Origin of the sequence: Mycetocola sp. 2940 (assembly GCF_040548835.1) — a bacterium.
Classification (GTDB): Bacteria; Actinomycetota; Actinomycetes; order Actinomycetales; family Microbacteriaceae; genus Mycetocola_A.
Window position 1 is genome coordinate 141,205 of record NZ_JBEPSK010000006.1, and the last position, 15,052, is coordinate 156,256.

The window sequence follows — 15,052 nt, forward strand, 5'->3', positions numbered from 1 at the left end:
TCCATTCCGCCGAGGTTCCCAGCGACGTGACCAACCCAAAGGTGGCTTCTTCCATGACCCAATCCAGAGCTGTTACCTGGACCCTCTCCGGTTTCGGCGACGAGATCGACCCAGACCCCGCCGTGCAGGTCGCCGTGCTCAAGGCCCTCGGTGCCTCGCACATCGAGGTGCGCAGCGCGTGGGGCACCAACGTCGTCGACCTCTCCGACGACCAGCTGTCGACACTCGCCGCTTTGCTGGCCAAACAGGGCATGCAGGCATCCGCCGTCGCCTCCCCGATCGGCAAGGTCGATGTCTCGTTGGACCCCGAGCTGGAGGTGCAGCGCCTGCGGCGCATCATCCGGGTGGCCCACGCTCTCGGGACCCCGAATATCCGGGTCTTCTCCTTCTTCCGCGGCGAGGGCGTCCCGGTCGAGTCGACCCGCGACGACGTGATGCTCCGGATGCGGCTCCTCGCCGACGAGGCGGAGCGCGAAGGCGTTCTCCTCCTGCACGAGAACGAGAAGGACATCTACGGCGACACCCCCGAGCGGGTGCTCGACCTCGTCGAGTCGGTTGGTTCGGCTGCGCTCAGACTCGCCTGGGACAGCGCGAACTTCGTCCAGGTGGGCGTCGCGCATCCCCATGACGACGGCTACGCGATGCTGCGGCCGTACCTCGACTACCTCCAGGTGAAGGATGCCGTCGCCGCCACCGGCGCGGTCGTCCCGGCGGGCGAGGGTGACGGCCAGGTCCTCGAAACGCTCACCGCGTTGAGGGACGACGGCTACACCGGCTTCGCGTCCCTCGAACCACACCTCGATGAGGCGCATGCCCTCGGTGGCTTCTCGGGTCCGGCGGCCTTCGGCCAGGCGGCCCGTGCGTTCAGCGGTCTGCTCTCGGGAATCGGGGTGGGCACCAAATGACCCCAGGACCGGCCACCGTTGCGATCCTCGGCGCTGGGACGCTCGCCCGGACGCATGCCCGGGTCGTCGTCGCGCATCCCGACCTCCGGCTCGTCGCGATCGTCGATCCGGATGCCGCTTCGGGGGCCGCGATGATCGAACGAATCGTTCATCGGTTCGAGGGGGAGCGCGCCCTGCTTTTCGCCGATCTGGACAGCGCACTGGCGGCGCTCGCCATCGACATCGTCGCCATCGGTGAGATCGAGGATTCCTCGGCGGCAGGCCAGGCGGTCGCCGCCGGAAAGACGGTCGTCGGAGGAAACCGCGACCCGGGCGACAGCGGTCCAGGCCGATGGTTTCCGTTCGACGATGCATCGTCGCGAGACCGTCAGGGGTCGGTCGACGCCGCGTTCTCCGATCATGTCCGCCAGTACGAGAACGTGCTCAGCAGCATGGGCCGTGGCCCCCTTGCTGCCTCATCGGGGGCCGACGTATGACCGGGTATCGCGCCGCAATCATCGGCTGCGGCGACATCTCGGCCCTCCACCTCGCTGCGATCACCACCGTTGCAGGAGCCCACCTGGTCGCGGTCTGCGACACCGACCCCGGGCGCCTGGCGGCGGCATCCGTTGCGAACGGCGTCCCGGGCTTCGCTGACCACCTCGCCCTGTTCGACGAGGCGCGCCCGGATGTCGTGCACGTCTGCACGCCGCATTCCACCCACGCCGCCATCGCGGCGGATGCCCTCCAGCGTGGCATCCACGTGGTGCTGGAGAAACCGGTGGCGCACACGCGGGACGAAGCGGCGAGGCTCGTCGACGCCGCGAAAGCGAGCAGGGCGAAGATCGCGATCTGCTTCCAGAACCGGTACAACGCGCCTGTGCGCGCAGCGCACCTGGCGCTGTCGACCGGCGAACTCGGGCGTGTGCTCGGCTCCTCGGCCACGGTGCTCTGGCACCGGGCTGCCGCGTACTACCTCGACCGCCCCTGGCGGGGGCGCTGGTCGACCGGCGGCGGCGGGCTCCTCATGAACCAGGCCATCCACACCGTCGACCTCGTCCAATGGCTCGTCGGCCCGGTCACCTCGGTTCGCGGGAACGCCAGCACCCGACACCTGGACGACGTCATCGAGGTCGAGGACACTGCCGAAATGGTGCTCACGCATGAGGGCGGTGCCCGGAGCGTGCTCTACGCGACGCTGGGGCATGCGTCGAACGCGCCGGTCGACATCGAGATCGTGACCGAGAAAGCGACGCTTCACCTCCGCGGCGACCTGACCGTGACGCATGCCGACGGCACTGTCGACACGGTGGCCGAAGTGGCGACAGCGACGGGGGAGCGCGCCTACTGGGGCGTCTCCCACGAGTTGCTCATCCAGGACTTCTATTCCAGCCTCGCCGAGGACGGCATGTTCTGGATCGACCCGGTCGCCGCCCGAGCCTCCTTCGAGATCGTCCAGGAGGTCTACGACCAGTCCTATCCCCAGCGGGCCGACCGTGCCGTTTCCCCGCTACCCGACATAACAGAACGGAATCTCCAGCCATGACGACAAAAGTCCGCCTCGGAATCATCGGGCTCGGCGCCCAGGGTTCGATGTACGCCAGGTTCATCGCCGACGGCCTCGTTCCTAACATGGAAGTGGCGGCGATCGCCGACCACAACCCCGAGAAGGCTGCCATCGCCGCTGAAAGTTTCCCGGATGCCGCCTTCTTCGAGGACTACCTCGACCTGCTCGACAGCGGTACCGTCAACGCCATCGTCACCTGCGTCCCCCACTTCCTCCACCCGCAGATGGGAATGGACGCGCTGCAGCGGAACATCCACGCCCTTCTCGAGAAGCCGGCAGGGGTCTACACCAGGCAGGTCGCCGAGCTGAACGCGTTCGCTGCGTCCAAGCCCGACCTCAGCTTCGGCATCATGTTCAACCAGCGGAACAACCCGCTGTACATCCGCCTGAAGGAGATCGTCGACAACGGCGAAATCGGCACCATCCTGCGGACGAACTGGATCATCACGAACTGGTGGAGACCGCAGGGCTACTACGACCAGAGCGCGTGGCGCGCGACCTGGGGCGGCGAAGGCGGCGGGGTCCTCGTCAACCAGGCGCCCCACCAACTCGACCTGTGGCAGTGGATCTGCGGGGTCCCGAAGTCGGTCTACTCGAAGGTGGCGTTCGGTTACCGACGGAACATCGCCGTCGAAGACGAAGTCACCGCGCTCGTCGACTACGGCAACGGCGCCACGGGCGTCTTCATCACGGCAACCCACGAGCTGACCGGGACGGACCGGTTCGAGATCGTCGGCGACCAGGGCAAGATCGTGGTCGAGAACAGCAAGACGGCGACGGTCACCCGGCTCAATCGACCCGAGCGCGAGCTCTCCGAGAGCATGGGCATGGACGACGTCACGAAGCTGTTCATGGGGCAGCTCAACGTCGACGAGTTGTACACGCAGGAGACGATCGAGTTCGATTCCGCCTGGGGAGCGCAACACTCCGGCGTGCTCGAGAACTTCGCCGCCAACATCCTCGAGGGGACGCCGTTGCTCGCCCCCGGTTCCGATGGCATCCAGGGCGTGCGCCTCGCGAACGCCATCCACCTCTCGGCGTGGACCGGGCAGGAGGTCTCGCTCGACTTCGACGAGGACGTGTTCCTCGCGGAACTGAACTCCCGGATCGCTGCGGAAGGCACCTTCCCGGAGCGTAACTAGTCGCCCGCATTCCGCGCTCGTCCGGGGTTGGTTCGTGCCGTTTCGTGGCTACGCGCTGCGACGGCGGCCGGACGACGCGGACTGGATGCCCACGCCGGTGTTGCGGCGTGATCGGCATCGAGGGCGTGCGATACCGTAGAGAAGGGCCGTCCAGGCCCACTGCAGACGGCGTGCCAACGCCCGGAGGAGTGCTGACATGTCGAGCGACGCCGCAGCGGAGCCCCCTCGCCCGGCGCGCGTTCGCGCGCCGCGCGGAGGCAAGTCAGCTCCCACGATCTACGATGTCGCGAAGCTGGCCGGGGTGAACCCGTCCACTGTCTCACGCGCGCTCAGCCAGCCCGGACGAATCAACATCAAAACCGAAGAGCGCATCCACGCGGCGGCGAAAGAGCTGAACTACCGGCTCAACCCGATGGCTCGCGCCCTGCCGACCGGTCGCACGAACACGCTCGGGCTGCTGCTGGCCGACATCACCAACCCGATGATCTTCGGCATCGTCCGCGGCGCCGAGCACGCCGCCGCGGAACAGGGCTACACGCTCGTGATCGCGGAGTCCGAGGAGTCCGGGGAGCGTGAAGCCACGACCGCTGAGCGGATCCAGCCCTCTGTGGACGGACTCATCCTCGGCACCACCCGGCTCAACGACGAGCAGATCCAGCGACTGGCCGAGGCCAAACCGCTGGTGGTCATCAACCGGGATGTCGAGGGAGTGTCGAGCATCCTGCCCGACGTGACTCCCGGCATCGACCAGGCTGTCGCCCACCTCGCCGAGTTCGGGCACAAGAGCATCGCCTACCTGTCCGGGCCGGCGAACTCGTGGATGAGTACCACCCGCTGGACGGCCCTGCTGGAGCGTGCCCTTGCCTGCGGCATGACCATCGTCGAGATCGGACCCGGTGTGCCCACACTCGACGGTGGACGGGCAGCGCTGTCCCGGGTTGTCGCCGCGGGCGTCACCGCTGTCGTCGCCTACAACGACCTCATGGCCATCGGTCTTCTCCGTGCCGCGGCCGACCAGGGGATCGACGTGCCCGGCCGGCTGAGCGTCATCGGCTTCGACGACATCTTCGGTTCCGACTTCACGTCACCGGCGCTGACGACGGTTCGAACCCCACTGGGCCTCGCCGGCGAACGTGCCGTGCGGCTGATGCTCGAGATGCTCGGGGCCGACCGGGTTGCGTCGGGCGGCAACGACGAGCCGATCGTGACGTCGCTGATCGTGCGCGGGTCGACCGGGCCGTCAAGCCGCTGAGCGGGGGCCGGGCTCCTCGGGGCGTTCGATTCGCCGCGAATTGTTGTTTGTGGCATCCGTGAGCTGCGTTCTGTGCGAATTCGAGCCCTCAGCAGTCGTTTGTGGTGACTCGATGGCGCAGCTCCACCGATTGGGCCTGGAGGGTCGTTCGTGGGCGATCGGAGAGCGTTTAGGGACCAGTCGATCGCCCGGACGGCCCTTGGGACCGATGGTTCGGGCGGCTGAGCGGGGGCCGGCCGCCTCGGGGCGTTCGATTCGCCGCGAATCGTTGCTTGTTGCATCCGTGAGCTGCGTTCTGTGCGAACTCGAGCCCTCAGCAGCCGGGTGACTCGTGGGCGCAGTTCACCCGATTGGGCCGAGACGGTCGTTCGTGGGCAATCGGAGAGCGTTCAGGGACCAGTCGATCGCCCGGACGGCCCTTGAGACCGATGGTTCGGGCGGCTGAGCGGGGGCCGGCCGCCTCGGGGCGTTCGATTCGCCGCGAATCGTTGCTTGTGGCATCCGTGAGCTGCGTTCTGTGCGAACTCGAGCCCTCAGCAGCAGGTTGTGGTGACTCGATGGGCGCAGTTCACCCAATGGGCCGAGCCACGATCTCTGCGGATGCCCGGGCTCAGAACAGGTGCTCGTAGCCCAGCGCGACGAGGTTGTTCCTCGACGTCGCCAGGCAGTCGAAGACGTCGCGACCGTAGAGGTCGTCCTGCTCGACCAGGAGGTACTTCGCGTCGCTGGCGAGGCTCTGCTCAATGATCCCCGGGAAGTCGAGGTTACCCTCGCCCACCTCGGCGAACTGCACGACACCGGTGAACGCCGCCATGAAGGCGGGGATGTCCCCGGATGCCAGGGCTTCGAAGGCGGAATCCGGCATCGACCCGATCCGGTAATCCTTGAGGTGGATCATTGCGACCCGGTCGCTGTACTTCGCGATCGTCGACACGGGGTCGAGGCCACCGCGCTGGATCCAGTGCACATCGAGTTCGAGGCCCAGGAGGGGCGCGCGGTCGGCGATGATGTCGAGCAGGTGCTTGCCGTCGTACTTCGCGAACTCGATGTGGTGGTTGTGGTAGTAAAGGCCGATGCCCTGCTCGGCGAGTCGCGCGGCCACATCGTTCGTGGCGTCGCAGAAGTCGAGAACCTTGTCGAGTGACCCCATCGCGTCGAATGGCAGCATGCCGATCCGGACCATCGACACGTCGAGCGCCTTCGCGTCGGCGACGATCTTGTCGAACCCGGTGGTGAGCGACTCGCCTGGCGTGCCCGGTGCGATCCTCAGGTTGGCGGAAAGCGAGGCGATGTCCATGCCGAGTTCGTCGCGGGACCGCGCCAGTTCGTCGACATTCTCGGGAGTCATCGGGATCTGCGAGATCTCAACAGCGGAATAGCCGATCTCGCTCACCTTGCGGAGCGTCTCGAGCGCTCCGACCTCAACGAAGCTGTCTTTGAGCATCATGGCCTGGACGCCGATTTTCGCCACGGGAATTCCTCCATTGGATTCGGGGACTGGATGCGCGGCTGCCGAAGACGGAAGCCGGTTGACAGATTGGACCGAGGCTGGTCCCTTGATGCGGCCCAGTCTGACACATTCGTGCAAGAAATGGCAACCGGTTGACAAAACCGGGAGGGAGCGGCTTGAATGAAAGGGTGTCAATGAAGCTGCAACTCGATCCCGACCGCCTGTTCCCCGCCGACCCCTCCACCCGTGAGGTGGCTCGCGCGCTCTACGGGCAGGTGAAGGACCTGCCCATCCTCTCGCCGCACGGTCACGTCGACCCGGCGCTCCTCGTCGAGGATCAGCCGTTCCCGAACCCCGCTGAACTCTTCATCCGATTCGATCACTACGTCACCCGACTGATGCACGCGTCGGGCATCAGCCTCGAGGCGCTGGGCATCCCGGACCGCGCAGCGCCCGGAACGGTCGCCTCACCGCGCGACATTTGGCGCACCTTCAGTGAGAACTGGCACCTCTACGCGGGGACCGCGTCCGGCTACTGGCTCCAGAACACCTTCAGCGAGCAGTTCGGGCTCGACGTCCACCCCGACACCGACAACGCGGATGCCGTCTTCGACCGCATCCAGGAATCGCTCACCACCCCGGAATTCCGCCCCCGCGCGTTGTTCGAACGTTTCGGTATCGAGGTGATGGCCACCACCGACGACCCCATGGACGACCTCGCGCCGCACCGTGCCCTCGCGGCCGACCCGGCCTTCTCGGGACGGGTCCTGCCCACCTTCCGCCCCGACGCCTACCTCAACCCCGCCACGCCGACCTGGGCCGCGAACGTGGCCCGCCTCGCGGACTGGAACGGGACATCCGTCTCGAGCTACGCCGGCTACCTCGACGCCCTCGCCGGCCGGCGCCGGTTCTTCGTCGAGAACGGCGCCGTCTCCGCCGACCACGGTGTGCTCGAGCCATACACCCTCGATCTGCCCGAATCGGATGCCGCCGCCCTCTTCGAGAAGGGACTCGCCGGGACGCTCAGCGCGGCAGAGGCCCGCGCCTTCACCGGCCACATGCTGCTCGAGAGCGCCCGCATGAGCGTCGACGACGGGCTCGTCATGACCGTGCATCCGGGCGTCTACCGCAACCACTCGAGCGAGACGTTCTCGGCGTTCGGGCCGGACACCGGGCACGACATCCCGGTTCCGACGACCTACGTGGAGAACATCCGCCCCCTCCTCGAACGGTACGGCAACGAGAAGGACTTCCACCTCGTCCTCTTCAGCGTCGACGAGACCGTCTACTCCCGCGAGGTCGCCCCGCTCGCCGGCTTCTACCCGAGCGTCTACATCGGCGCGCCGTGGTGGTTCCTCGACGCACCGGATGCCGTGACCCGGTTCCGCGCGGCCGTCACCGAGACCGCGGGGTTCTACCGCAGCTCCGGCTTCATCGACGACACCCGTGCCTTCCTCTCCATCCCCGCACGCCACGACATGGCACGCCGGCTTGACTCCGCCTTCCTTGCGCGACTCGTGCGCGAGGGGCGGATCGACCAGGCCGCCGCCGAACGCATCGCCGTCGATCTCGTCGACTCCATGCCCCGAAAGGTCTTCAAACTGTGAGCATCCCGCCCATCTCTGCCTCCCCGCTGACCCGCGAATCGTTCGCCGAGCGCGAGGGCGTAACGAACGCGATCGCCCCGGTGCGGATCGTCCACATCGGCCTGGGCGCCTTCCACCGCGCCCACCAGGCCTGGTACACCGCGCAGGTCGACGAGGCAGGGGAGTGGGGCATCGCCGCCTTCACCGGGCGCAACGCCACCGCCGCCAACGAGCTTGCGCCGCAGGAGGGCCTGTACACGCTGATCGAGCGCTCAGCGGAGCGCGACGTGGCTTCCGTCATCCCGAGCATCGTCGAAGCCGTGGACGGAGCCGATCTTTCACGCTTCGTCGAGCTTCTTGCCGCATCGTCGACCGCAATCGTGACGACCACCATCACGGAAGCCGGCTACAGGCTCACCGCCTCTGCGGAACCGAACCTGGCGGATGCCGCGGTGTCAGCCGATCTCGACTGGCTCACCAGCCACCTCGGCGAAACCTCGGCAGCGTTCGACGGCGGACCCACGACGACGCTGGGCCGTCTGGTTCTCGGGCTGCACGCCCGCCGCCTCGCAGGAGGCGGCCCGCTCGCCATCGTTCCGTGCGACAACATGCCGAACAACGGCGACTTCGTCGCACGAGGCCTGACCGCGCTCGCCGCGCTGGCCGACCCTGAGACAGCCGCGTGGATCGCGTCCAACGTCTCCTTCGTCTCCACCTCGGTGGATCGCATCACGCCGAAGACCACCGCCGCCGACATCGAGGCGGCCTCAGTGCTGTCCGGGTGGCTGGACGCCGCCCCGGTGGTCACCGAACCGTTCAGGGACTGGGTGCTCGCCGGGAACTTCCCCGCCGGGCGTCCGGCCTGGGAGCGCGCAGGCGCCCGCTTTGTCGACGAGATCGAACCCTTCGAGCGCCGCAAGCTGTGGCTCCTCAACGGGGCGCACAGCCTGCTGGCATACGCCGGTCGCCTCCGCGGGCATGAGACCGTGGCTTCCGCCATCGCAGATGAGACCTGCCTGGGCTGGGTCACGTCCTTCTGGGACGATGCGGCCCGCAACCTGCCGGAGGGTCTCGACCTCGACGCCTACCGGACGTCTCTGCTGGAGCGTTTCACGAACGCCCGGATCGAGCACAAGCTCACCCAGATCGGCATGGACGGGGTCACGAAGCTGCGTGTGCGTGTCGTTCCTGTTCTGCTCGCCGAGCGGCGAAGCGGGCGCGAGGGTGCTGCCGGCATCCGTGCCATCGGATCCTGGCTGGCACTCGTGCTGTCGGGTGCGTTCCTTCCCGACGCGCACGCGTCTCAGATCGACGCGGCGCTCGCGTCGGCCGACGGGGTCGACGAAGCGCTCCTGCGCCTCGTGGACGACCGCCTGGTCGAGGATGACGACGTCTTCGCGGCCATCCGCGCCGTCCTGCCGAGTCGGTGGCGGCCCGGGCGTAGCGCCCAATGGCTGCCGGTTCCGGTGACGCAAAAGCACCGATAGGGCGTCCGAACGGTGTCTTCGCGTCATTGGAACGCCGTCTCACCCAGGGGCTGCCGCTTCCGGTGACGCAAAAGCACCGATAGGGCGTCCGAACGGTGCCTTCGCGTCATTGGAACGCCGTCTCACCCAATGGCTGCCGCTTCCGGTGACGCAAAAGCACCGATGGGGCGTCCGAACGGGGTCTTCGCGTCACTGGAACGCCGTCTCACCCAATGGCTGCCGCTTCCGGTGACGCAAAAGCACCGATAGGGCGTCCGAACGGGGTCTTCGCGTCATTGGAACGCCGTCTCACCCAATGGCTGCCGGTTCCGGTGACGCAAAAGCACCGAAAGGGCGTCCAAACGGGGCCTTCGCGTCACTGGAACCCACCCCGATAGCACCGCGATTTGAGACGGAAGAGACCCGGCCCGAAATCGTGTTGGCATGGATGAGTGGCAACCGCTTGCCAAAAGGCATCATCCGTGTTTCACTGTTAATCAGCGAATCGGCGAAACACCCGATTGAACTGAAAGTTTTCGCGAGGGCGCGTCCCCGCAACGAAGCGAAGAGGAGAGGCCATGTCGGCACACGCATTCCGCCAGCGCCTCGACCCTCCGCTGCGGGTTCGCGCACCGCGTCGATCAGGAATCGACCCGATTCCCCACAGCTCGGCAACCTTGCCATCCTGGCGAGCACCTCGACCGGCGAGGTTGCCGACCCCAAACGAATGCCCGCAGCTGCTCGTGCTGCCCGCATGACCCCGCTTCGCTCGCGAAGCACACGAAACGTCTAGCCGTTCGCGGCACCACGGGTAAAGGAGCCCTTCCATGAGTTCGAGCATCACCAAGCCCCCGGCTGAGTCAGCAGGCAAGCTGACCAAGCTCAGCATCGTCGGCTACGGCGCGGGCGACGCCGCCAACAACCTGGCTTTCACCACCGCCACGATGTTCCTGCTGATCTACTACACGGATGTCGCCGGGATCTCCGCCGCCGCTGCAGGCACTCTCCTGCTGGTCGTCCGGGTCTTCGACGCTTTCGCCGATCTCTTCGCCGGGCGGGTCGTCGACAAGACGTACAGCAAGCGCTTCGGCAAGTTCCGTCCGTTCCTCATGTTCGGCTCGATACCCCTCCTGCTCCTGAGCGTCGCCACCTTCTCGATCCCGCAGATCGGTGAGACGGGCGTGCTGATCTACGCCTACCTGACCTATGCCGCGCTTGGCCTGGCGTACAGCCTCGTGAACATCCCCTACGGCTCACTCGCCGGTGCGATGACGCAGGACCCCAGCGAACGCGCGAAGCTCGCCAGCGCCCGGACCATCGGCGCCATGATCGTCGGCGCCGGACTCGGCATCTTCGTCGCCCCGTTGATCACGAAGGACAACGACCTGCAGGCGATCTTCACCTCCATGACGCTCGGCTTCGTCGTCGTCGGGACCGCGCTGTACTTCTTCACCGCGTTCACGGCGAAGGAGCGGGTCAAGCGCGACGTGCCGCACGTGACCATGAAGCAGAGCTTCGCGATCCTCAAGAGCAACAAGCCGCTCGTTCTGCTCTGCATCAGCTCGTTCGTGTTCCTCACCGGCATGCTGGCGCTCAGCACCGTTCAGCTGTACTACCTGCGCGACGTGCTCCACGCCCTTCCGCTGTACGCCGTGTTCTCCATACTTCAGCTCATCATCGTCTTCGGGCTCGCGGGATTCGTTCCGAAGATCGTCCGCACGTTCGGGAAACGCGCCGCCTACATGGTCGGCGGCGGCATCATGGGCGTCGGCGGGATTGTCGTCTTCCTCGCTCCGCCGAGCATGGTCTGGCTCGGGTTTTCCGGCCTGGTGATCTGCCAGCTCGGCATCGTCCTCGTCAACATGCTCGTCTGGGCGCTCGAAGCCGACACCGTCGAGTACGGCGAATGGAAGACCGGCGTCCGAGCCGAAGGAATCATCTACGCCCTGTTCTCCTTCACCCGCAAGACCGGACAGGCCGTCGGCGGTGCACTCGCTGCCTATGCGCTCGCCTGGGGTGGGTACGTCGCCGGTGAGACCGTGCAGTCCGCACAAGCGGAGTGGGGGATACGCGCCGGTGCCGGTCTCATCCCGCTGGCCGCCAGCATCCTCGCCATCGCCGTCATGATCTTCTACCCGCTGACCGACAAGCGACACAAGGAGATCGTCCTCGAGATCGCCGAGCGTCGCGAGAAGTCCGGCCAGAACCCCGAGCAGATCGACCCGGCGCTCTCCACCGCCGCTTTCACGGCGCAACGCCCCGGGCCGACCGCGGTCCCGCCGACCGACGCCCTCCCGTCCACAGACAAGTAACCCACCCCTCGACCAAGGAACAGCCATGAAAATTGAGAAGGCCGAAGTAATCGTCACGAGTCCCGACCGGAACTTCGTCACGTTGAAGCTCACCACCGAAGACGGGCTCACCGGGCTCGGCGACGCGACGCTCAACGGGCGCGAACTCTCCGTGGTGGCGTATCTCAAGGAGCACGTCGTGCCCCTCCTGATCGGACGCGACGCCCGCAACATCGAGGACACCTGGCAGTTCCTGTACCGCAGCGCATACTGGCGCCGTGGTCCGGTGACCATGGCGGCCATCGCCGCCGTCGACGTCGCCCTCTGGGACATCAAGGCCAAGGCTGCGGGCATGCCGCTGTACCAGCTGCTCGGCGGCGCATCGCGCACAGGCCTCATGGCGTACGGCCACGCCTCGGGCAAGTCGCTTCCCGAACTTTTCGACAGCGTGCGCGAGCACCAGGAGCAGGGCTACAAGTCGATCCGCATCCAGACCGGCGTGCCAGGCCTGAAGTCGATCTACGGCATCGCGTCGAACGCGACGTTCGAAGCAAACACGGGCGTCCGTTACGACCACGAGCCTGCCCAGCGGGGTGCGCTGCCGGCGGAGGAGGACTGGGACACGCGCAGCTACCTGCGCCACGTTCCCACCGTGTTCGAGGCCGTCCGCAACGAGTTCGGCCCTGAGATCCCGCTGCTCCACGACGGTCATCACCGGATGACGCCGATCCAGGCGGCAAAGCTCGGCAAGTCGCTCGAACCGTACGACCTGTTCTGGCTCGAGGACTGCACCCCGGCCGAGAACCCTGAGGCATTACGCCTCGTTCGCCAGCACACGACCACCCCGCTGGCCATCGGTGAGATCTTCAACACGGTCTGGGACTACCAGCAGATCATCCGCGAGCAGCTCATCGACTACGTGCGCAGCGCCGTTACCCACACCGGAGGCATCTCGCACCTCAAGAAGGTGCTGGACTACGCCGCGCAGTACCAGATCAAGTCGGGGATGCACGGACCCACCGACATCTCGCCGGTCGGCATGGCCGCCGCCATGCACCTGGGAATGGCCATCCACAACTTCGGCATCCAGGAGTACATGCAGCACGGCGAGAAGACCAACAGCGTCTTCGAGCAGTCCTTCACCTGGAACGACGGCATGCTGCACCCGGGCAACAAGCCGGGAATCGGCGTCGAGCTGAACGTCGACGAAGCCGGAAAGTACCCGTATGAGACCGCCTACCTGCCGTACAACCGGCTGGCCGATGGCACCGTCCACGACTGGTAAGTAGGAGAATCGACACATGACTAACGACGACGGAACACCCGAGGGCGCCCAGATCATTGTGATGGGGGTCTCCGGATCGGGCAAAAGCACCATCGGGGCGCTCATCGCCGGCGCCCTCGGGGTTCCGTTCGTCGACGGTGATTCCCTCCACCCGCAATCCAACATCGAGAAGATGGCCGGCGGACAGCCGTTGAACGACCACGACCGCTGGCCCTGGCTCGCCACCGTGGGAAAGACGCTGGCGGATGCCGGTCGGCAGGGAACAGGGATGGTCATCGCCTGCTCCGCACTGCGCCGTGCCTACCGGGACGCGATTCTCACGGAGGCGCCGGACACCAGGTTCGTGCATCTCTCCGGGTCGCGTGAGGTTCTCGCCTCCCGGCTCGAAGGGCGAAGCGACCACTTCATGCCGCCCGCACTGCTCGACTCCCAATTCGCCACCCTGGAACCGCTCGAGTCGGACGAACCCGGCATCGTGGTCGACATCGACCAGCAGGTTCCTGCCATCGTCTCCGAAGCCGTCGCCGCTATCCAGGCCGTAACGGCTGCTCGTCCCGGCCGCTAGTGACCGCCTGGGTATGGGGTAGACTGAGCAACTGAACTTCGGCGAGGGATGCTGCGCGTCACGGCGCAGGCGGCATCCGTAATCGACGCGGTGGGCAAGGCAACCATGGTTTCGACACTGGACCGGCTTTTCCTCACGCTGACATGCGTTCGAGTTGACACGGAGCCGGGCATTCCCGGGCTCCTCCCCAGACCATCCGGAGCGCGCTCCGGTTCACGCAATCGAGCTCAGGCTCACCCAAGGAGAACACCATGGCTGACGACAGCAACAAGGTAGTCGCGGAAACCCGCACCTCATTCGGCAAGGGTGCGGCGCGCAAGCTCCGCGCCTCCGGCAAGATCCCCGCCGTCATGTACGGCCGCGGCACCGAGCCGAAGCACGTTGCGCTCCCCGCGCACCAGATCGGCCTCATCATCCGCAAGTCGAACGCGGTCCTCGAGCTCGAGATCGACGGCACGCAGAGCCTGGCGCTCGTCAAAGACGTGCAGAAGGACCCGGTGCTCCGCATCATCGAGCACCTCGACCTCATCGTGGTCATCAAGGGTGAAAAGGTCACCGTTGACATCCCCGTGCACCTCGAGGGCGAATCCGCTCCCGGAACGATCCACAACCTCGACGCGACCACGCTGTCGATCGAGGCCGAGGCCACGCACATCCCCGAGAACCTCGTCGTCTCGATCGAAGGCCTCGAGGCCGGTGCGCACATCCTTGCCAAGGACGTGACGCTGCCCTCCGGTTCCGCCCTGCTCAGCGACCCCGACCTGCTCGTCGTCGCCATCTCCGAGCCGGAAGCGGAAGAAGAAGAAGAAGCTGAAGGCGAAACCGCCGAAGCACCCGCCGAGTAACCTCGGTTTCACAGCGAAGAGCCCGCCCGGTTCGCGCCCTGCCGGGCACGGACCGGCGGGCTCGTCGGCGTATCAAGGAGAATCATGTGGTGGCGGAGAAAGAAGACGGAGCCGATCGTGGCTGAGAACACCTGGCTCGTCGTCGGTCTCGGCAACCCCGGTCCCGCCTACGCGCGCAACCGGCACAACGTCGGGCACATGGTCGTCGACGAACTCGCGAGCCGGATGGGCGCCGGATTCCGCAAGCACAAGACGCCGGCCGTGGTCGCGGAGGGTTTCGTCGCCCCGGGCGGCCCGAAGCTCGTGCTGGCGAAGCTCAACAGCTACATGAACGTGTCCGGAGGGCCGGTCGCAGCGTTGCTCCGGTTCTATTCACTCGATCCCTCCCGGCTCATCGTCGTGCACGACGAACTCGACCTCCCGTTCGACACCGTCAAACTCAAGCAGGGCGGGGGCCACGGTGGCCACAACGGGCTGCGCGACATCGCCAAGGCCGCTGACAGTCCTGACTTCCTTCGCGTGCGCGTCGGGATCGGCCGCCCGCCGGGCCGCCAGGACGCCGCCGATTTCGTGCTCAAGGACTTCGCCGGCACCGAACGCGACCTTCTGCCCAATCTCGTCGGCGATGCGGCGGATGCCGTCGCCCTGCTCGCGACGGACGGCCTGCAGGCCGCGCAGCTGAAGGTGCACTCGCCTTCCTGACTGGTGTTGGCGGCCGC

Annotated in this window: 13 protein-coding genes; 12 read left to right on the forward strand and 1 reads right to left on the reverse strand. The window is 66.6% G+C overall.

The window, feature by feature from the left end; translation table 11 throughout:
• The first annotated feature begins 53 nt into the window (after positions 1-53).
• From ABIE24_RS10880 to ABIE24_RS10900, 5 genes are all read left to right on the forward strand, one after another.
• Entirely contained in the window at positions 54-905 is an 852-nt protein-coding gene (locus ABIE24_RS10880) for a sugar phosphate isomerase/epimerase family protein (protein WP_354499526.1), read from the forward strand.
• Positions 902-1,381 carry a Gfo/Idh/MocA family oxidoreductase gene (locus ABIE24_RS10885; RefSeq protein WP_354499528.1) on the forward strand — a complete coding sequence of 160 codons (480 nt, stop codon included), beginning with the start codon at positions 902-904 and terminating at the stop codon, positions 1,379-1,381. Before ABIE24_RS10880 ends, ABIE24_RS10885 begins: the two co-directional genes overlap by 4 nt.
• Positions 1,378-2,430 carry a Gfo/Idh/MocA family protein gene (locus tag ABIE24_RS10890; RefSeq protein ID WP_354499529.1) on the forward strand — a complete coding sequence of 351 codons (1,053 nt, stop codon included), beginning with the start codon at positions 1,378-1,380 and terminating at the stop codon, positions 2,428-2,430. Before ABIE24_RS10885 ends, ABIE24_RS10890 begins: the two co-directional genes overlap by 4 nt.
• Positions 2,427-3,593: a Gfo/Idh/MocA family protein gene (locus ABIE24_RS10895; protein ID WP_354499531.1), complete on the forward strand. Its 1,167-nt coding sequence runs from the start codon at positions 2,427-2,429 to the stop codon at positions 3,591-3,593. The genes ABIE24_RS10890 and ABIE24_RS10895 overlap by 4 nt, the downstream gene beginning before the upstream one ends.
• A 196-nt stretch (positions 3,594-3,789) precedes the next feature.
• The gene (locus tag ABIE24_RS10900; protein WP_354499533.1) at positions 3,790-4,845 is read left to right on the forward strand and encodes a LacI family DNA-binding transcriptional regulator; all 1,056 of its coding nucleotides are present in this window, start codon (positions 3,790-3,792) and stop codon (positions 4,843-4,845) included.
• 610 nt (positions 4,846-5,455) lie between these two features.
• Here the strand turns inward: ABIE24_RS10900 and ABIE24_RS10905 are convergent.
• Positions 5,456-6,316 carry a sugar phosphate isomerase/epimerase family protein gene (locus ABIE24_RS10905; protein WP_354499535.1) on the reverse strand — a complete coding sequence of 287 codons (861 nt, stop codon included), beginning with the start codon at positions 6,314-6,316 and terminating at the stop codon, positions 5,456-5,458.
• 173 nt (positions 6,317-6,489) lie between these two features.
• Between ABIE24_RS10905 and uxaC the strand changes: the two genes are divergently transcribed.
• The 7 genes from uxaC to pth all read left to right on the forward strand — a co-directional run bounded on the left by uxaC (position 6,490) and on the right by pth (position 15,035).
• Complete coding sequence (gene uxaC, locus ABIE24_RS10910; protein WP_354499537.1) at positions 6,490-7,902, forward strand: glucuronate isomerase; 1,413 nt, start codon at positions 6,490-6,492, stop codon at positions 7,900-7,902.
• Entirely contained in the window at positions 7,899-9,368 is a 1,470-nt protein-coding gene (locus ABIE24_RS10915; protein WP_354499539.1) for a mannitol dehydrogenase family protein, read from the forward strand. The genes uxaC and ABIE24_RS10915 overlap by 4 nt, the downstream gene beginning before the upstream one ends.
• Positions 9,369-10,174: 806 nt before the next feature.
• Positions 10,175-11,659, forward strand: a complete 1,485-nt coding sequence (uidB, locus tag ABIE24_RS10920) for a glucuronide transporter (RefSeq protein WP_354499540.1) — start codon at positions 10,175-10,177, stop codon at positions 11,657-11,659.
• A gap of 25 nt (positions 11,660-11,684) precedes the next feature.
• Positions 11,685-12,923 carry a D-mannonate dehydratase ManD gene (gene manD, locus ABIE24_RS10925; protein WP_354499542.1) on the forward strand — a complete coding sequence of 413 codons (1,239 nt, stop codon included), beginning with the start codon at positions 11,685-11,687 and terminating at the stop codon, positions 12,921-12,923.
• A gap of 16 nt (positions 12,924-12,939) precedes the next feature.
• Positions 12,940-13,488 (forward strand): gluconokinase, encoded by a 549-nt coding sequence (locus ABIE24_RS10930; RefSeq protein WP_354499544.1) that lies wholly within the window; start codon positions 12,940-12,942, stop codon positions 13,486-13,488.
• Between the two features lie 251 nt (positions 13,489-13,739).
• Positions 13,740-14,333 (forward strand): 50S ribosomal protein L25/general stress protein Ctc, encoded by a 594-nt coding sequence (locus ABIE24_RS10935; RefSeq protein WP_354499546.1) that lies wholly within the window; start codon positions 13,740-13,742, stop codon positions 14,331-14,333.
• An 84-nt stretch (positions 14,334-14,417) separates the two neighbouring features.
• The gene (gene pth / locus ABIE24_RS10940; RefSeq protein ID WP_502916269.1) at positions 14,418-15,035 is read left to right on the forward strand and encodes an aminoacyl-tRNA hydrolase; all 618 of its coding nucleotides are present in this window, start codon (positions 14,418-14,420) and stop codon (positions 15,033-15,035) included.
• The last annotated feature ends 17 nt before the right edge of the window (positions 15,036-15,052 follow it).